Here is a 17,992-nt window from a genome sequence, read left to right as displayed (position 1 = left end):
CACGTTCTTCCCCGCGGGTGCAGACGTCGGAGCAAGTTATGGAACGGGACGACAAGATCTACGTGGCGGGCCACCGCGGACTCGTGGGCTCGGCGCTGGAACGAACGCTTCGCGGCCAGGGGTTCGACCGCCTGGTGCACCGCACGCGCGCCGAGCTGAACCTGATCGATCGAGCAGCGGTGCAGTCATTCTTCGCTGCCGAACGCCCGGACTTCGTGTTCCTCGCGGCGGCCCGTGTTGGAGGCATCCTGGCCAACAACACCTACCCTGCCGATTTCATCCGCGAGAACCTGGAAGTCGAGCTCAACGTCATCGAGGCGGCGCACCAGTACGGCGTTCGCAAGCTCATGTTCCTCGGTAGCGCGTGCATCTATCCCAAGCTCGCGCCGCAACCCATCCGGGAGGAATACCTGCTCACCGGGCCTCTCGAGCCGACCAATGCGCCGTACGCCATCGCCAAGATCGCCGGCATCTCGCTGTGCGAGTCGTACAACCGGCAGTACGGCACGAACTTCATCAGCGTGATGCCGACCAATCTGTATGGTCCCGGCGACAGCTTCGATCTCCAGAACAGCCATGTGCTGCCCGCGCTCATGAGACGGCTCGACGACGCGAAGCGGAACGCCGCGCCAAGCGTCACGATCTGGGGCACCGGCCGCCCGCGGCGCGAGTTCCTGCACGTGGACGACATGGCGAGCGCCTGCGTACACCTGATGCAGCACTACGACTCGTCCGAGATCATCAACGTGGGCTGCGGCGAGGATATCTCGATCCTCGATCTGGCGCACATGATCCAGTGGCTCGTGGGCTATGAGGGCACGATCGAGTTCGATACCACGAAGCCCGACGGCACGCCGCTACGCCGGCTGGATATCACGCGCCTGCTATCCACGGGCTGGGCACCAACTATCAGCCTGGAAGACGGCGTGCGAACCACCTACGCGTGGTATTGTGAGAACAGAGGCCGCCTGCGTGATAGTCACGGCTCGTAAGTCCGTACTGCTGGACGAATTGGGTGCCGGTGTACCGTTTCTTGACGTTGCCTATATTCTGGCCGCGCGTCAACTTGCTGGCGTCGATCTGACGCAGTGACTGTCCATCGACATGCTCGGCGCGACGGAGCGCTGAGAAACCTTGAATTGGTTCCTCCCGATGGTTCTGGCCATCAGTCTGCTCGCCGCAATCGTTGCGCTTCTGGCCACACGATGGCTGGTACGCATTGCGCCGGCACAGCGTGAGCCAAGTGTCGTCCCGATCACCTATCGCCCAGGCTCCGCGCCCCCGGTTCCCCGGGTAGGCGGGGTTGCGGTGTTTGTCGCCGTCATAGCGGCCATGGCCGCCGCGGCGTGGGTCGGCGCCCCGGGCATCAGCCACGTGCTGGACCAGGCCGGCCTCTACGGCGGTATCTTTGCCGGCGCCACCCTGCTCCTGGCAATCGGGCTGGCCGATGACTTCCTGGACCTCTCGCCTGCCGTAAAGCTGCTCGCGCAGGGGCTCGCCGCGATGCTCGCATGCTCGGGCGGGCTCTCCTTGCGGCTCGTGCAATTCGGCCCGCACCTGACGGTGTCGCTGGGCTGGGTGGGCGTCCCGCTCGCCGTGTTCTGGATCATCGCCGTCACCAACGCCTTCAATTTCATCGATGGACTCGACGGCCTGGCGTCGGGCGTGGGCATCGTCGGGTTCGGCGCGACCCTCGTATCGGCGCTCGTCCTGGGACGTTCGGACGTTGCGCTCGTCTCGCTCGTGCTTATCGGCGCGCTGTTCGGGTTCCTGCGATACAACTTCGCGCCGGCAAAGATCTACCTTGGCGATTCCGGCAGTCTGTTCATCGGGTATCTCCTCGCCACGCTGTCCCTGGTCGGGGCCACCTCGTCCACCACCGCGGCGCTGGTGTACGTGCCGGTGTTCGCGCTCGCGCTGCCCCTGCTCGACGGCGCCGTCGCGATCATGCGGCGCTGGCTGCGCCATATGCCGGTCTGGAAGGGCGATCACCGGCACATCCATCATCGCGTGCTGGCGATGGGGCTTTCCAAGCGACAGAGCGTCGCTCTCCTCGTGGTCACGGCCGGCATGCTGGCCGCCGCCGGCGTGCTCACGTCGTTCGCCACGCCGCTGCAGTTCACGACGATGGTCATGATCACCGCCGGCCTCTGTGTCGGCCTCGCGGGCATCGGGCTGAAACAGCTCGATTACTACGAGTTCACTGCCGTGCGCACCGCGCTGCGGTTGCGCCCAGTGGGATGGCGCCGGTTCGTGCGCGAGGAGATCCGCCTGCGTGACGCCGAGCGCGAGCTCGCTACGGCCCGCGATCTGAACGACCTCCGCACCGGCCTCGATCGCTGCGCGCTGGCGTTTGGGCTCGACCGCATGGAGATTTCCAGACAGCGGCCCCGCCTGCGGCGGTCGTGGCACGGGGAACACCTGGATGTACCCGTGGCGCCCACGAGTTCAGCGAACTCCGACGATTGGGTCCTCCGTGTCTGGTATGGTGAATACGATGCTCCCCGGCCGGAACTCGTCGCGCGCGTGGCCCGCGTGCTGGCGCGGGCCTGCGGCGCATGGCTCGACAACTACGGCCTGCTCGGGGCCGCGCCGTGGTCGGTGGCCGCTCGCGCACCGCACGAAGGCGCCACCCTGCCGCGTACCCGGCATCGACTCGCCAAGGCGTAGCGCGTGTTGCGGGGCCCGAGCGTGACCAACGCGCTCACGCTGGATTCGCGCGTGGTGTCGACTCCGAACCATCTTTCCAGCGATCTGGCCGGAGAGATCGTGATTCTGAGCCTGGCCGACGGCGTGTACTACGGGCTGGACGCGGTCGGCGCCCATATCTGGCAGTTCCTCGCGCAACCGCGCACCGTGCGCGACGTGGTGTCCGACGTGGCCGACGCGTACTCCGTGGACCGCGCGCGTTGCGAAAGGGACGTGCTGGCATTTCTCGGCGATCTCTGCGCCCACCAACTCGCCGCCGTGGTGACGAGCGGCGCGGAGTGAACCCGCTCGCGCAACGGGCCCGGCGAGCGTGAGCGGCTTCGTAGGCATCGCATGCCTCGACGGCTCCCCGGTGGACCGGGCGCTGCTGGATCGCCTCACCTCCTCCCTGGCCTACTTCGCGCCGGACGGCGCCGCCGCGTGGATGGATGGTCGCATCGGCCTCGGCTTCGCCGAACTGCGGCGCGTCCCCGGTCCGTCGAGCGTCGACGCCGCGAAGCCGCCGATGCCTGCCTCCCACGACGGCAGGGTCTGGCTCGTGGCCGACGCCGACCTCGACGATCGCGGGCGGCTGGCAGTCGAACTCTCCGCGGCAGGCGTGCACGTTGATCCCGACGCGCCCGCCCACGATCTGATCCTCCACGCATATCGAGCCTGGGGCGCGGAGTGCCCGCGCCATCTCCATGGAGATTTCTCGTTCGCGCTGTGGGATGGCCCGCGGCGGCGCCTGTTATTGGTTCGCGACCGGTTCGGCGTGCGCCCGCTGTACTACGCCCGCACCTGGACGGGCGTGGTGTTCTCCAATGCGCTCGACGTGGTCCGGGCGCATCCCGAGGTGGCCACCGATCTCGATCCGGCGGCGATCGGCGACTTCCTGCGCATGGGCATGAATACGGATCTGCGCACGACCGCGTTCGCGGCCGTGCGGTGCGTTCCTCCGGCGCACGGGCTGGTGATCGCGGACGACACGACCGTGGAGTCCCGATATTGGGACCTTCCCACCGATGGGGAGATTCGCCACCGCCGAGTGGAGGAGTACGCGGATCATTTTCGCGACGTCTTCGAGTCGGCCGTGGCCGACCGGCTGCGGGGGGCCGACGACGTGGTGGTGCTGCTCAGCGGCGGACGCGACTCCACCGCCGTGGCGGCGACGGCGCGCGCCATCGCCGATCGCGCGACGCGCCCCCGGCTCCACGCGGTGACCGCCGTGTACGACTACGCCTTGCCCGATGAGGAGCGCACCTACGCGGCGCTGGCCGCTGCGTCGCTGCGCATTCCAGTGGAGTTCCTGCCGCAGGACGAGTACGGCTGGTTCGAGGACTGGGAGCGCCCTGACCTCTGGCGCCCCGAACCCACCGAATCCCCGGTGCTGGCTGCCGAAGCCGCGATGGTGGCGCGCGCCGCCACCCACGCACGGCTCGGGCTCACCGGCGACGGGGGCGACGCCGTGCTCCGCGAGAGCGAATCCCGGATCGCCACGCTCCTCCTGTCCGGGCACTGGTGGACCGCGATGGTCGAAATCGGCACCTACATGCGCTGGCACCACCGGATCCCGAGGCCAGGCATCCGGCGCCTACGGCAGCGGAACGCCGGCACGTTGTCGCCCTATCCCCCCGTGCCGCCGTGGATTCGGCCCGAACTCATCCGCCGGGCCGGGTTGCGCGAGCGATGGGAAGCGCTCGAGCGCGACGACGCAGCCGTGTGGCGCCGCCATCCCAGGCGGCCCGAGGCGTATGTGAAGACCCGTTCCGCCTTCTGGACGCGGTGTTTCGAAGAGGACCACGCGGGCGCCACGGGCATTCCGCTCACATTGCGCCACCCGTTCTTCGACGAACGCGTGGTGGAGTTTCTGCTCGCCCTTCCGCCGGTCCAGTGGCTCAACGACAAGGGCATCCTCGTCGTCGCGATGAGGGGGCGGCTGCCGGACGAGGTGGTGTATCGCCAGAAGACTCCACTCGTGGGTGATTCGTACGAGGTTGCACTCCGCACCGGAGGTGTTGGCCGGCCGACCGCGGCAATGTTCGATGAAACATCGCGCCAATTCATCGATCCGGACGCCCTGTTCAGCGTGACTGCCAACATGCAGGAAGTGGATCGGTGGGATTGGGTGCGTGCCGTGAGTCTTTCACACTGGTTGCGGCGGTTCTCCAGCGGGCGCGCGTTTCCCGCGTTCCAGATGCCCTGGCACGTCGAGGCCTGACCCTGACACCTCGCAGGCAACCACGGTTGGCAAGCGGTCACCCTTCGACTTCACGAATTTTCGCCGGGACGAGATTCGGACATTTTGCCCTGATTGTGTGGCAACGGAGCACGTCGACCTAGACAGGTTGCCACCTGCGCCATACCTATTCGTCATGCATTCCCGAGTAGTGACACCTCCTATGCAGCCGGCGACGAGCCTGCAGCCCATCGCCCCTGCGACCGCTGGTGACGCTACCCGCGCCGCGGAGTACGGTGCGCCGCAGTTGACCGTATACGGTCGCCTGGTGGATGTGACGGCGAAGGTGGGGCCTCAAGGCAAGAAAGATCACTCGGGCAGCCGCCGCACGGGATACTAGCCGGGCCGCGCGCGTCCAGCGCCGTGGCATCTGCCAAGTCGAGTACCAGGCAGCGCTGTCGGGCGCGGAGCACGCGCGGTATCCTCCCAGGCATCATGGCCGAGTCTTTCTCGCGCGCGTTCGGGCTGATTCTCGAGTCCGAGGTCCCGATTCCAGGCCTGCTCGATTGGCCGGCGGCGGCGCCGGACGTGCGGATCCACGCCGGCTTCCTTCCCGAGTGGATGGATGCCGCCGACGCCACGGGGCGCGAGATCTGGAGCGCGGGCGGAGATCCGGACCACGAATCAGATGCCGTGTCGGTGCGCGCCGCGGGAAACGACCGGTTCTTGCTGCTCGCCTACGGCGACGGGACGCGCTTCGTGGTCAGCCGGTCGGGCGATGAGATATGGTGTGCGTGGCCGAGCAATTCGACCCTGGCCACCGCCGCCACCTACCTCCTCGGCCCTGTGATTGGCCTGGTGCTGCGGTTACGCGACATCACCTGCCTCCACGCGAGCGTGGTGGCGATCGGCGGCGATGCGATCGCCATCGTGGGTCCCGCCGGACTTGGCAAGTCCACCACGGCGGCGGCGTTCGCGCTGCGCGGGTATCGCGTGCTGGCCGACGACATCGCGGCCATCGGATCGGCCGATGCCGGCTGGCACGTCCACCCGGCGGTGCCTTCGATCCGGCTGTGGGAGGATTCGGTGGAACTGCTCCTGGGTGACGCTTCGGCGCTGCCGCGGATGGCGCCGGGCTGGGACAAACGACATTTGGACTTGCGAGCCGTCGGCGGTGGGTTCCTGGCGGATGCGGCGGCGCCGCTCGCCGCGATCTATATCCTCGCCGAACACGATGCGGCGGGCGGCGCCGCACTCCCGCGGCAGCTCTCGCCCCGGGACGCGTTGATGGCCCTCGTTTCCAACACCTACGCGAACGTCCTGCTGGACGGGGCGATGCGGGCGGCGGAGTTCGTGGCGCTCTCGCGGCTCGTGTCCGAGGTCCCGGTTTGGCAGATCGCCGCCGCACGCGACGCCGCCGCGCTGGACACGCTGTGCGCGACGCTGGTGGCAAACCATGCCGCGCGCCGTTGACGACATGGAATCGCGTGGAAGCTGATCCCGCGGCGAATCGTCCCGCGCAGTTCGAACTCCTGCGCGCCCTGGCCCGCGCCGAGCTCGACGCGCCGGCCATTGACCGGCTCGCAACCGCCGCGGCGGGGCCCATCGACTGGGGCGCCCTTCCAGAATTGCTCGCGCGGCACGGACTCACGGTGTTCGCGGCGCGCCATCTGTCGCGCGTTCGCGATCGCGTGCCGACGGCCGTCTGGGACGTGGTGCAGGCGCAGGCCCACGGGGTGCGAGGCACCGCGCTGGCGATGACGGCGGAGATGTTGCGCATTCTCGAAACATTCGATGCGCGCGGAATAGCCGTGCTTCCCTTCAAGGGACCGGTGTTGGCGTGGCGCGCGTATCAGGACCTGGGCGCGCGGCCGTTCACCGATCTCGACCTGCTCGTGCATCCACGCGACGTCAGCGCCGCGGGCGCGGCGCTCGTGGCGCTCGGCTATTTGCCGGAATACGAACTGTCGGGCGCGCGCGACGCCTGGTTCCGGCGCGTCGACGGCGACTATCCGTTCGTGCACCCGGCCACCGGGCATCTGGTCGAGTTGCACGCCCGCGTGGCCTCGCGTCGATTCGGCGGCGGTCCTGCGACCGACGCGTTGTGGGCGCGGCGGGAGACGCTGACCATCGCCGGACGGCCGATCGCGGTGCTCGGGGCCGACGACGCATTCCTCGTGCAGGCGCTGCACGGCGGCAAGCACCGATGGGAGCGTCTGGAGTGGGTGGCCGCAGTGGCTGAACTGCTCCGGCGGCGCGGCGGCGATGTGACATCCGTGATGGCGGGGGCCGGCGAGGCGGAGCGGGCCGTGCTCCTGGCATGCGCCGTAGCCGCCGACTGGCTGGGGGCACCGCTCGCCGAGCAGATCGATGCACGCCGGCGACGCGATCCGGTGGTAGCCGCGCTGGCCACCGCGGCGTGGCGCCACGTGCTGGGCGGCGCGACCGACGGCGGACCCGGCGAGACGTCGGCCAAGCTGCGGTTCAACTGGCGGCTCCAACGCGGCATCCTGGCCCGCACGCGCTTTGCCTACCGCTGGGCGATGTGGCCCTCGCCGGAGGACTGGGAAACGGTGCGGCTTCCCGACCGTTTCTTCTTTGCGTATCGGGCGGTTCGTCCGATGCGCTTGCTGGTCCGCTACGGCGGACAGTTGCTGGTGCCGGCTCGAGCGCGGCATGGGTGATACGACGGCGAACGCGCTCAGACTGGCGCGCGAGGTACTGGCCACGCGGCGGCGGCGCGTGCTGTGGGTGATGATGCTCACGCTGTTCAACGGCGTCGCGCAGGGCGCCACCGTACTGCTGCTGGTCCCGTTGCTGCGGGAAGCCGGCGTTCCGGTCGGCCCTGGCGGGGCGGTGGGAGGCATCGACCGGCTCGTCTCGGGTGCATTCGCGGCGCTGCGGTTGCCGGCCACGCTGCCGGTGGTGCTGCTGGCGTTCGTGGCGTTGGCGTGGGTCCAGGCCATGCTCCAGCGCCTCGAGCTGATCGAGAGCGCGCGCATCGAGCAGCGCGTGGTCTACGACCTGCGCGTGGCGCTGTACGCGGCGATGCTCGGTGCGCGGTGGAGCTTCTTCACGCGCCGGCGCGGCTCCGACCTGGCGCACGCGATCACGCGCGATGCCGACCGCGCCGGCGCCGCGGTGTCGTACCTGCTGCGGGCGGCCAGCCAGGGCGTGGCGGCCATCGTGTATCTCGGCTTCGCCGTCGCCATCTCGCCGCTGGCCTCGCTGGTGGCGCTGACCGGCGGGGCGCTGCTCACGCTGCTGCTCCGCGGCACGTTTCGCTCGGCGCACGAGACGGGCGAGGAGATGTCCGATGCCTCCACGGACACGCTGGCCGTGGTCACGCAGCACGTGGAGGGCATCAAACTCGTGAAGAGTTTCGGCACCGAACGGCCCGCGCTCGCGGCGTTCGACGCGCTCGCCGCGCGCTCGGCGCAGGCGAATGTCGGCGCCACGCGGGCGCATGCCGAGGCGCACGTGGCGACCGCGGCCGGCGCGGCCACGCTGCTCGCCGTTGCGCTCTACGTGGCACTGGACTGGCTCCGGGTGCCGGCGGCAGCCACGCTCGTGCTGGCGTTTCTCTTCTGGCGTCTCTTGCCGCGGCTGCTCGACGTGCAGCAGAGCCTGCGCGACGCCGTCCACGAGTTGCCGGGCTACGAGATCGCCCGTCGGTTGCGCGACGCGTGCGCCGCGGAGCGCGAGGCGGACGCGCCGCGACACGGCGCGCCGGCCCCGCGAATGGTCGTGCGCCACGCCATCCAACTCGAGCACGTCACGTTCGGGTACGACGGCGGCGCTCCGGTGCTGCGCGACGCGTCGTGCACGATCAGGGCGGGCACGATCACGGGCCTCGCCGGACCCTCCGGCGCCGGCAAGACGACGCTCGTGGATCTCGTCCTCGGGCTGCTCTCACCGTCGGCCGGCAGGATCACGATCGACGGCGAACCGCTCACCGGCGAGCAGGTGGCGCGCTGGCGGGACGTGGTGGCGTACGTACCGCAGGAACCGCTGTTGTTCCACGACACGGTGATCGCCAATCTCCGCTGGGCCCGTCCCGACGCGACGGAGGACGAGGTGCAGCGCGCACTGGCCCAGGCGGCGGCCACCGACTTCGTGGCCCGGCTTCCGCAGGGGTTGCACACGGTGGTGGGCGACCGGGGCGTGCGCCTGTCCGGCGGCGAGCGTCAGCGGCTGGCGCTGGCCCGGGCCCTGCTGCGGCGTCCGGTGATGCTGGTCCTCGACGAGATCACGAGCGCGCTCGACGCTGAGAGCGAGTCGCGCATCCTCGACGCGATCGTGGCGTTGCGGGGCACGGTCACGACCCTGCTCGTGAGCCATCGCGCGGCCCCGCTACGACAGGCCGACATCGTCTACGTGCTCGACGACGGAACGATTCGGGTTCAGGTATCCGACGCCGTGTAGCCGTAGCCGTAGTAATAGTCGCCGTAGCGCCCGTAGCGCGGGGTCCTGGCGTCGGGGTCGTTGAGCACGGCGCCGAGCATGCGGCCGCCGACATGGACGATCTGCTCCACCGCGTGGCGCGCCGCCTGTCGCTCCGATTTTCCGGCGCGCACGACGATGACCACCCCGTCCGCTTGCACGCCCATGAGGGCGGCGTCGGCCGTCACGAGCACCGGCGGCGTATCGATGAGCACGACGTCGAAGCGTTCGCGGAGCGTGACCAGGAGGTCGCGCATGCGTTCGCCGCCGAGGAATTCGAGGGGATTGGGGGGAAGCGTTCCCGCCGGCAGAATGCTCAACCCGGCGATGCCCGACGGCCGGATGCCCTGTTCGATCGTGGCGTTGCCCACGAGCACGTCGGTGAGGCCGGGCTCGATGCCCAGTCCGAACACGTCGTGGACCCGGGCGCGCCGGAGGTCGGCGTCGATGAGCACCACGCGGCGGCCCTGCTGCGCGAAGGCGACGGCCAGATTGCAGACGGTGGTCGTCTTGCCTTCGCCCGCCGAGGCGCTGGTCACCACGACCACCTTGAGCCCTGGCTGCGACGCGGAGTACATCAGGTTGGTCATCAGCTTCCGGTACGACTCGGCGCTGGATGATCGCACGTCGTTCACCATCACGAGTTCGCTGCCCACCTCGTCGGTCACGAGCCCGCGCTGCGGCACGAGGCTGGGAAGGAATCGGTGGGCGGTGTTCCGCACGCGGGAGTTCCAGGTGTCGCTGCCCTCGCCCGCGATCTGCGGGATCAGGGCGAGCCCGGGCACGTGCATGACCGTCTCCAGGTCCTCCCACCGGCGCACGCTGGCGTTGAGCCGGTCGGTGAGGACCGTGAGCCCGACGCCGAGCAGGAATCCGAGGAAGGCCCCATAGGTGAGCTTGCGGCGGCGGCCGGCGCCGATCGATCCCGCCGGGAACTGCGCCAGGTCGACGATCTCCACGTCCCCGGCCTCTACCGCCTCGGAGATCTTCGCGATCTGCAACTCGTCGTTGAGCTTGTCCGACATCTTCTGGATGTTGTCGGCGTCGCGAAGCAACCGTTGCTCGGTCTCTTCGGACGACGGGATCGCGGCGATCTGATCGGCGCGCCGGTTCTGTTGCGACCGCACCGCGGCGATCTGGCCGTCGAGCACGGCCAGCTGGTTCTGCACCGCCGTCTCGAGCTGTGGCACGGTGGATGAGATGCGCGCATCGACCTGTTCCACGGCCGGGTGCTTGTCGGTGTGGGCGAACGCTCCCGTGGTGAGTGAGTCACGCGCGTTCTCGTAACGCATGAGGTCGGTGTACAGGCTGTTGACCGACGCGTTCCCGGATGGGTCGACGACGAACGCCAGTGTGCGCAGCGCGTTCAGATCGCCGCGCTCGTTGCGCTGCAGCGCATCGAGCAGCGTCTGATACGCGGTGCGCTGCTCGCGCAGCGTCTCGGCCCGCACATTCAACGCCGCCAGATCCGTCTGTTCGGTGGCGTACTTGTCCTTGGCGCTGTAGGCGAGGGCACCGCGCCGGTAGTCGGCGATCCTGGACTGCGCGATGTCGAGCAGGGAATCGGTGACCTTCAACTGGCTCTCGATGAACACCCGCCGCCGGTGCGACTGCTGGCGCGACGACTGCGCATTCTCCGCCTTGTACACCTGGGCCACGGCGCTCGCGACCTCCCGGGCCACATAGGGATCGTCCGTCGTGTACGAGATGTCGATGACCGACGTCATGTCGCGCGGCTTGGCGTCGAGCCCGCCCAGCACCTGGTCCACGGCGTCATCCCGCTGAACGATTCCCAACTTCGCCGACACGAACCCCGGCGAGTGCGGCATCGTGAACGTGGCGCCGGAGATCGTCACCGGCTTGCCGTAGTCGGCGACGATCGTATCGCGGAAGTTGTACACCACGAAGTGCGACGGCGAGAAATGGAATTCGAGCGTGGATGGCGGCGCCGTGGGGGCCACATGCACGTCGGCGAAGAACCCCATATAGAAGCCGGGGGTCTGGCTCTGCATTTGGAGTCCGAGCGAGTCCACCACGCGCTCGGCGATGATGCGGCTCTTGATGACCTGGACCTGCGTCAGGATGGGATCGGTATACCCGCCGAACCCACTGCTGTAGTCGGGCACGAGATTGCCGCTCACCGACGGGCCCTGGTCCTCCAATCGCACCGCGCTGGCGGCGCGGAACATCGGGAGGTCGTCACGCGTCCGGTACCACTGGTAGCCGACGGCCGCCGCCGTGGTGAGCACGATGATCCACCAGTACCGCTGCACGATCGTGAGGTACTGCCGGATGGGATTCGCGCCGCCGAGCGGAGACGAATCGGGAGCGAACGACGGGGGGAAGCCACCCATCGGGGGATAGGGGATCGCCGGTAGCATTCCGCCCTGCGACGGGCGGTGCGTTTCCACGGGTCTATGCTCTGCCACGGCCCCTCCGTCGGGAGCGCGACCCCGTCCCGGCCAGTACGCGCGTGTACAGGGCAAGAGTGCGCTCGGTCATGCCCTCCAAGGTATAGCGTTCACCGACTCGCCGCCTCCCCGCTTCTCCCAACGCGCGGGCGCGGGCCGGTTGGTCGAGCAGGGCGTTGACCGCGTCGGCGAGCGCCCCCGGGTCCCCGGGCGCCACGGTGAGTCCGGTGAGTCCGTCCACCGACACGCCGGGGACACCGGAGGGGATCCGGGTGTTCACCACGGGGATGCCGCTTGCCATCGCCTCGAGCTGCACGATTCCGAACGCCTCGCTGCGGAGGTGCGAAGGGAGGACGAAGACGTCCGCCGCATGGTAATACGGCGCCGTGTCCGGCACGTGGCCCAGAAACGTCACCCGGCCGGCCACCCCGAGCGCCCGCGCCTCCAACTCCAGCGCATCGCGCATCGGCCCCTGGCCGACCACCAGCGCGTGCGCCCGGATGTCGGGCATCGCGCGCATGAGGAATTCCATGCCTTTGTAGTACACCAGGCGCCCCACGGTCAGGATCACGCGATCGCCGTACGCCTGGCGGATCGCGGCCACGGCCGCGGCATCGGCAACGGCGAACTGCTCGGGATCGATCGCCATCGGGATGACCACGCACCGGTCGGCGTATCGGCCGAGCATCGGGGAGCTGTCGAGATACTCCTGCGAACTCACGATGATCGCGTCGGCGCGCTGCAGCACGGCCCGCACGATCGGCTCGTAGATCATGTTGAGCAGGCGCTGCTGTACGACATCGCTGTGATACGTGACGATCAGACGCCCGCGATGGCCGCTGAGCAGATAGCTGAGGAACGCCGACGGATTGGGATGGTGCAGGTGCACGATGTCGGCCTGGCTGTCCCGGATGCGCCACCGCAGTTCCGGGCAGATCGGGGCACTGCGGATCGTGGCCAGCGTCCCCACGCGCGTGACCGGCACGCCGGCGATCACCTCGTGGACGGTGCGCCGGGTGCGCGACGCCACCAACACTTCGAGATCGGCATGCGCCCGCATGTGCCGGCAGAGCCCCTCGAGGTGCGTCTCCATACCGCCCTCGTCGGGCGGATAGAACTTGCCCACCTGCAACACGCGCAGTTCAGCCACCGGCCACCTCGGCGTAAATGGCGGCCATGCGCGCCGCGCAGCGCTCCCACGTGAAGCCGGCGGCCTGCGCCGTGGCGGCGGCGGTTCGACGCCGCCACGTGTCGAGCGACTTCTCCCGCTCGGTGAGCAGCGCGCATACGGCGTCCACCCACTCGCCCACGTTCCCCACGGCGGCATACGAAGCCGCCACCGCCCCCACCTCGCGCAACACGGGCAGGTCGCTCGCCACCACCGGCGTGCCGCACGCCATCGCTTCCGCTACCGGAAGCCCGAACCCCTCGCGCTCCGACGGCAGCAGGACCAGCGCCGCGCGCCGGTACAGGTCCGCGAGCGCGGCGTGCGAGACGAACGGCATCACCGTGATCGCGCCGTCCAGCCCGAGCGCGTGCGCCAACGCGGCCTGTTCCCCGGTGAACGCGCCCCCCACCCGGACCAGCCGCGCCGCCGGGAATTGCGCCCGCACGCCGGCGAATATCCGGAGCAGCACGTCGATGCGCTTTCGCGGGATCGTGCTCCCCACGTGGAGCAGCGTCACCTCCGTTCCAGCGTCGGCCGGCGCCGTGGTGGCCGGCGTGAACGCGGGGTGCACGCCGAGGGGCACCACGACCAGCCCTTCGGTGCGGAGCCCGTGCGCGACCAGCGCGTCCCGGGTCGCGGCGCTGTCGCAGGTCACGCGCGCGGCGCGCTGGAGTCCGTCCAGAACGCGCGCTGTCATCCGGCGGAACAAGCGCGATCGCGGCTCGCGTTCGGGCTCCACCAGCGCCCGGAAGGCGTCGATGTCGTGACAGGTCACGATCGTCCGCGTCGCGGGAAGCTCATGCACGAGATGCGCATAGGTATGGTCCACGACATGATACGCATCACAACCGGCGGCATGGCGGCGGATCCACCGCGGGTACCGCCAATGCCGGTCGAGGTACCGGTTGGCGTTCACCGCCGAGCGGAGCCGTAGGGCCCGCGCCACCTGCGTCGGCCATCGCGGCATGGTGGTCCTCAGGCGCACCGGATCCACGCGCGGCGACGCCACCAACGGCAGGGCGCGCAGCAGTTCGTCGGCCACGAGATCCATGCTCGGCCATCGCTCTTCGAGGAGGTCGCACACCAGGCCCACGCGCAACGGCGGGCGGCCGGTCATCGGGGCGAGCAGACGAACCACGCCTGGCTGGCGAACTCGGGACCGAGCCACGACACCGGCGAGAATCGCGTCTCGACCACGCGGAACGCCTCGCCGACCCGGCGCCGCATGGCGCGCCAATTGAATCCCTTGTGCCCGTGATACCGATTGGGAAGTCCCGGCGCGAATTCCGTCTCGTACACCGGCCGGTCCACGGAGGTCTGCTCATCGGCGATGAGCATGCGGACGAAGTCGCGCACAGAATACGTCTCGCGGTGCTGGTAGTCGCTGTGCACGCGGCGGGCGGCGATCGCGCGGGCCGCCTGCTTCACGGCGAGCGGCAATCCCGTCTCCACCGGCACGCTGATGATCACGCGTCCGTCCGGCGCCACCAGCCGCTGCATGCGCGCCAGGGCCACGTCGACGGCGTCCGTGGGGCAGTGTTCCAGCACTTCGGTGCACAACACCACACCGAAGCTCCCCGCGGGAAGTGCCTGTGCCTGGTCGGCCAGCAGGAACCGCAGTCCACCCAGGTGCCCCCACCGTTCCGTGCATGCGGTCACGAGTCCGGGGTCGACTTCCAGACCCACCGACTCCGGAAACTGTTCGTGGGCCAGCGCCAGAAATGTCCCGTCGCCGCACCCGTAGTCGAGCAGCGGCCGTCCGGCATAGGGCGCGGCCAGCGCCAGCGCCATGTCGAACCGCCGCCGGTGGCTCCAGGACAGCAGGGAGCACCCGCCGAACAGTTGCTTCTTGGCGTAAGTCCCTGCGGCAAGTTGCTGGTCGTCGGATCGCATCAGGTACCGAGCAGTTGGTTGAAGAACATGAGGTGCCGGTTCGCCACCACCGGCCACGCGAACTCGGCCTCGGCCCGCGCCCGCCCGCGCGCGCCCAGCGTGCGTCGGTCGGCGGCGTCGGTGAGCACCCGGCCGAGCACGGCCACCCACCCCGCCGCATCCCGCTCGCCCACCACCAGTCCCGCATCTCCAATGACGTGTGGGATCTCCCCACTGTCACTACCGATCACCGGCACGCCGCAGGCGAACGCTTCGACGATCATGCGGCCGAACTGCTCTCGCCAGCCGGCGGTGGTCTGGCTGGGCGCGCACAACACGTCCATGACGCGGAGGTAGCGCGGCACGGCGTCGTGCGACACCCCGGTGGCCACGTGCACGTGCGGCGCATGCTCGGCGGCGAACCCGCGGAGCTCGGGCTCGAGCGGTCCGCCGCCCACGAACAGCGCGCGCCACGCCACGCCGCAGCGGCGCAGATCGCGCAGGGCGTGGAGCAGCAGCGGCAGGCCCTTGGCTTCGACGAACCGGCCGAGGTATCCCACCACGGGTGTGTCGTCCGCGGCCCAGCGCAACTCATCCAACAGCGCGGCTCTCGACGCCGCGTCAGGCGAGAACCGGCCCAGATCCACGCCGAACGGGATCACCGCGTGCGGGCGCTCGTGGTAGCCGGCGCGCCCCTCGAGCGTGGCCTCGACGGAGCGACCGAATGCGATCCATCCGCGCGCCCGCCGCATGCTGAATCGCTCGATCGCGCCGAACGGCGGCGGGTAGCGCTTGGCGATGTTCTGGAACGTGGCGTACACCAGCGCCGCACGGCGCGGCGATCGCCGGGCGATCTGCGCCGCCGAGAGAACGTAAGGCTCCTCCCAGCAGTGGATCGCGTCCCACTCCTGCGCCAGCAGCGGGCGGAGCGCCCGTCCGTACGTCATGACGTGGATCCGGCGGGCCCGATGCACGGGGATCACGCGCAATGTGGTGCGCTCGTCCGCATCGGCACGCGTCACGATCGGTCCGAGGTCACCCGGAAAGGCGTCCGGCGCGGCCACGGTCACCTCCCACGCGCCGTTCCCCGCGCGGGCGATGGCGTCGGCCAGCTCGCGGTTGCGGCGCACGCAGTACGAGTGGCCGATCGTCAGCAGACGCTTGGGCGCGGTCATGCCGGGCCTCGATACACGGGAGCCTCGCGCGCGAGGCGGCGCCAGCGACGGATGGTGGCCCACCGGACGGGCTTGCGCTGGCGGAGTGCGGAGCCCAGGTCGCGGGCCAGCCATCGCAGGATCGCGACGAAGCCCCACGGATCGTGCACGCCCCAGCCCCTGCGCATGCGGAAGTAGGCAAGCAGGCGCGCCGGCACGCGGAGGCAGAGCATCGGGAACGGGTCGTCGTAGAGCGACGCCAGGACGCCGTTGCGAACCGTGAGGTGCAGATACCGCCGCACGTCGCGTCCCGTGGGGTCGGCCAGGTGCGCCACCCGTGCATCCGGCAGGTACACCACGGCGAGCCCTGCGTCGAGCGCGCGCAGGCACAGTTCGCGCTCCTCGCCATTGATGATGAGTTGCTCGCGAAACCCGCCAAGCGCCACGAATGCCTCGCGTCGCACCAGATGCGCGAATCCGATGAACGACGCCGTGTAGCACGGGTAGGCCACTTGGGCCGGCTGCGCGCCGGCCGGCCACGGTTCGCCGCTCGCGTCGGATTGGGCGAACGCCACGGCGAACACCCCGGCATCGGCTGCGATCGTGCGAACCGCCGCGTGCACGGCGTCCCGTGAGATCACGACGGCGTCGTCGTCCAGACTCAGCACCCACGGCGCATGAGCGCGCCGCACGCATTCGGAGCGGGCCGCGGCCAGTCCGCGGCCCGGTTCGAACCGGATCATCCGGAGCTTGCGCTGGGCCTCGGCGCTCAACTGCGCGCGCACGCGGGGCTCCAACGGATCCGGCGACCCGTCGTCCACCACGAGCACTTCATCGACCATGTCGTCGATGGTCGCCAGCGACGCGATGCAGCGGGCCAGCGAATCGGGGCGTCCGCGGCTCGCGATCCCCACAGCGATCCGTCCGGGGTCGCTCACGTCGGCCCCCGCCGCATGGCGCGCGCCGCGGTGTACGATGCGAGTGTTCGCTCCGCCGTGCGCGTCCACGTATGGGCCAGCGCCAGAGGAAATGCGGCGCTGGCGATGCGCGCGCGGAGCGCCGCGTCGTCGAGCAGGCGCCGCATGGCGGCCGCCAGGTCATCGGCCGATCGCGGCCGAACGAGCAGTCCCGTCTCGCCGTCGCGGATCAGCGCCGGCGCGCATCCCACGGGGGTCGAGATCACCGGCAACCGCTGGCTCATCGCCTCGAGCACCACCATGCCGAACCCCTCATAGGTGGACGGCAGCACCAGCGCGTCGTGGGTCCGGTACTGGCCCATCACCTCCTCTTCGCTCACCCGCTGCAGCACGGTGACCTGGGTCCTGGCCTCCGGAGAGAACCGCGCCAGAACCAGCGCCTCCGGCATGGCCGCGCCGACGATCGTGAGGCGCGCCTGCGGCATGATCGCCGCGAGCCTGGAAAAGCCGTCCGCCAGATACTGTACGCCCTTGACGTCGTCCCACGTCCCGCAGAAGAGCATGCCCCGGCCGCGTACGGCCCCCGGCGGCGGCGCACTCTCCAGGAATCGTGACGACACGCCATGGGGAATGACGTCGACGGCCGCTCGCGGCTTCCATCCGCGGGCTGCCGCGAATTCGGCGTCGCCGGCGTTGAGCACGATCATCCGGTCGGCCAATCGGGCCGCCAGGGCCACCTGCGACAGCCGCGCCACCGGATACCACCATCGGCGGTGCCACCGTTTGCGGACCAACCCCGCCGCATGGTCCTCGAGCAGCCGTTGATAGTTGCGGTGTTCCAAGCCGTGCGAGCGACTGACGATCGCGACGTCATCGCCGGGAGTCAGCGCTCGGCGAAGACCGAGCACCGACCCTTCGGCGCTCGCGACGTCGATCACGTCGTAGCGCTTCCCAGATCGCCCCACGGCGCGCGCGGCCAATGCGGGAGCAAGCGCCCACCGCACCTTGGCGGCACGGGGCCAACTCCCGATCTCCGGGGCGAGCATCACGTCGCAGTCGTGGCCCAGGCGGGTTAGCTCCTCGCGCAGCTTGTAATACACCTTCGTCGACCCGAGACGGGGATCGTCGGCATAATCGCCCATGAGGAGGATGCGCATCGG

The 17,992-nt window shown here is 69.7% G+C and carries 14 protein-coding genes; 7 read left to right on the top strand and 7 right to left on the bottom strand.

The window, feature by feature from the left end; translation table 11 throughout:
* Positions 1–38: 38 nt before the first annotated feature.
* From VNE60_09980 to VNE60_09950, 7 genes are all read left to right on the top strand, one after another.
* Positions 39–992, top strand: coding sequence for a GDP-L-fucose synthase (locus VNE60_09980; protein HVB31841.1), 954 nt, complete (start codon positions 39–41; stop codon positions 990–992).
* Between the two features lie 316 nt (positions 993–1,308).
* Positions 1,309–2,670, top strand: a complete 1,362-nt coding sequence (locus tag VNE60_09975) for an MraY family glycosyltransferase (GenBank protein ID HVB31840.1) — start codon at positions 1,309–1,311, stop codon at positions 2,668–2,670.
* Positions 2,671–2,673: 3 nt separating this feature from the next.
* Positions 2,674–2,991, top strand: coding sequence for a PqqD family peptide modification chaperone (locus VNE60_09970; protein ID HVB31839.1), 318 nt, complete (start codon positions 2,674–2,676; stop codon positions 2,989–2,991).
* Between the two features lie 28 nt (positions 2,992–3,019).
* On the top strand, positions 3,020–4,909 hold the full coding sequence (locus VNE60_09965; GenBank protein HVB31838.1) for an asparagine synthase-related protein: 1,890 nt from the start codon (positions 3,020–3,022) through the stop codon (positions 4,907–4,909).
* Between the two features lie 453 nt (positions 4,910–5,362).
* Entirely contained in the window at positions 5,363–6,340 is a 978-nt protein-coding gene (locus tag VNE60_09960; protein HVB31837.1) for a hypothetical protein, read from the top strand.
* 14 nt (positions 6,341–6,354) lie between these two features.
* Positions 6,355–7,551, top strand: coding sequence for a nucleotidyltransferase family protein (locus tag VNE60_09955; GenBank protein HVB31836.1), 1,197 nt, complete (start codon positions 6,355–6,357; stop codon positions 7,549–7,551).
* Positions 7,544–9,292 (top strand): ABC transporter ATP-binding protein, encoded by a 1,749-nt coding sequence (locus tag VNE60_09950; protein ID HVB31835.1) that lies wholly within the window; start codon positions 7,544–7,546, stop codon positions 9,290–9,292. The genes VNE60_09955 and VNE60_09950 overlap by 8 nt, the downstream gene beginning before the upstream one ends.
* Here the strand turns inward: VNE60_09950 and VNE60_09945 are convergent.
* The 7 genes from VNE60_09945 to VNE60_09915 form a co-directional block, all read right to left on the bottom strand.
* On the bottom strand, positions 9,271–11,664 hold the full coding sequence (locus tag VNE60_09945) for a polysaccharide biosynthesis tyrosine autokinase (GenBank protein ID HVB31834.1): 2,394 nt from the start codon (positions 11,662–11,664) through the stop codon (positions 9,271–9,273). The genes VNE60_09950 and VNE60_09945 overlap by 22 nt on opposite strands.
* Before the next feature lie 61 nt (positions 11,665–11,725).
* Positions 11,726–12,871 carry a glycosyltransferase gene (locus VNE60_09940; protein ID HVB31833.1) on the bottom strand — a complete coding sequence of 382 codons (1,146 nt, stop codon included), beginning with the start codon at positions 12,869–12,871 and terminating at the stop codon, positions 11,726–11,728.
* Positions 12,864–14,027 (bottom strand): glycosyltransferase family 1 protein, encoded by a 1,164-nt coding sequence (locus VNE60_09935; protein ID HVB31832.1) that lies wholly within the window; start codon positions 14,025–14,027, stop codon positions 12,864–12,866. The genes VNE60_09940 and VNE60_09935 overlap by 8 nt, the downstream gene beginning before the upstream one ends.
* Positions 14,003–14,782: a class I SAM-dependent methyltransferase gene (locus tag VNE60_09930; protein ID HVB31831.1), complete on the bottom strand. Its 780-nt coding sequence runs from the start codon at positions 14,780–14,782 to the stop codon at positions 14,003–14,005. The genes VNE60_09935 and VNE60_09930 overlap by 25 nt, the downstream gene beginning before the upstream one ends.
* Positions 14,782–15,936 (bottom strand): glycosyltransferase family 4 protein, encoded by a 1,155-nt coding sequence (locus VNE60_09925; GenBank protein ID HVB31830.1) that lies wholly within the window; start codon positions 15,934–15,936, stop codon positions 14,782–14,784. The genes VNE60_09930 and VNE60_09925 overlap by 1 nt, the downstream gene beginning before the upstream one ends.
* Complete coding sequence (locus tag VNE60_09920) at positions 15,933–16,853, bottom strand: glycosyltransferase family 2 protein (GenBank protein ID HVB31829.1); 921 nt, start codon at positions 16,851–16,853, stop codon at positions 15,933–15,935. Before VNE60_09920 ends, VNE60_09925 begins: the two co-directional genes overlap by 4 nt.
* Positions 16,850–17,989, bottom strand: a complete 1,140-nt coding sequence (locus VNE60_09915) for a glycosyltransferase family 4 protein (GenBank protein ID HVB31828.1) — start codon at positions 17,987–17,989, stop codon at positions 16,850–16,852. The genes VNE60_09920 and VNE60_09915 overlap by 4 nt, the downstream gene beginning before the upstream one ends.
* Positions 17,990–17,992 lie beyond the last annotated feature (3 nt).

The organism is Gemmatimonadaceae bacterium (genome assembly GCA_035533755.1).
In the GTDB taxonomy this organism is placed as follows: Bacteria; Gemmatimonadota; Gemmatimonadetes; order Gemmatimonadales; family Gemmatimonadaceae; genus JAGWRI01.
Note: the sequence above shows the minus strand (reverse complement) of the source record. Positions and strands in the feature narration are given on the sequence as shown.

Bases quoted from the DNA above. Each gene is read 5' to 3' on its own strand.
- VNE60_09950 (HVB31835.1), top strand. From the start codon at position 7,544: ATGGGTGATACGACGGCGAACGCGCTCAGACTGGCGCGCGAGGTACTG.
- VNE60_09980 (HVB31841.1), top strand. From the start codon at position 39: ATGGAACGGGACGACAAGATCTACGTGGCGGGCCACCGCGGACTCGTG.
- VNE60_09960 (HVB31837.1), top strand. From the start codon at position 5,363: ATGGCCGAGTCTTTCTCGCGCGCGTTCGGGCTGATTCTCGAGTCCGAG.
- VNE60_09945 (HVB31834.1), bottom strand. From the start codon at position 11,664: ATGGGTGGCTTCCCCCCGTCGTTCGCTCCCGATTCGTCTCCGCTCGGC.
- VNE60_09925 (HVB31830.1), bottom strand. From the start codon at position 15,936: ATGACCGCGCCCAAGCGTCTGCTGACGATCGGCCACTCGTACTGCGTG.
- VNE60_09930 (HVB31831.1), bottom strand. From the start codon at position 14,782: ATGCGATCCGACGACCAGCAACTTGCCGCAGGGACTTACGCCAAGAAG.
- VNE60_09915 (HVB31828.1), bottom strand. From the start codon at position 17,989: ATGCGCATCCTCCTCATGGGCGATTATGCCGACGATCCCCGTCTCGGG.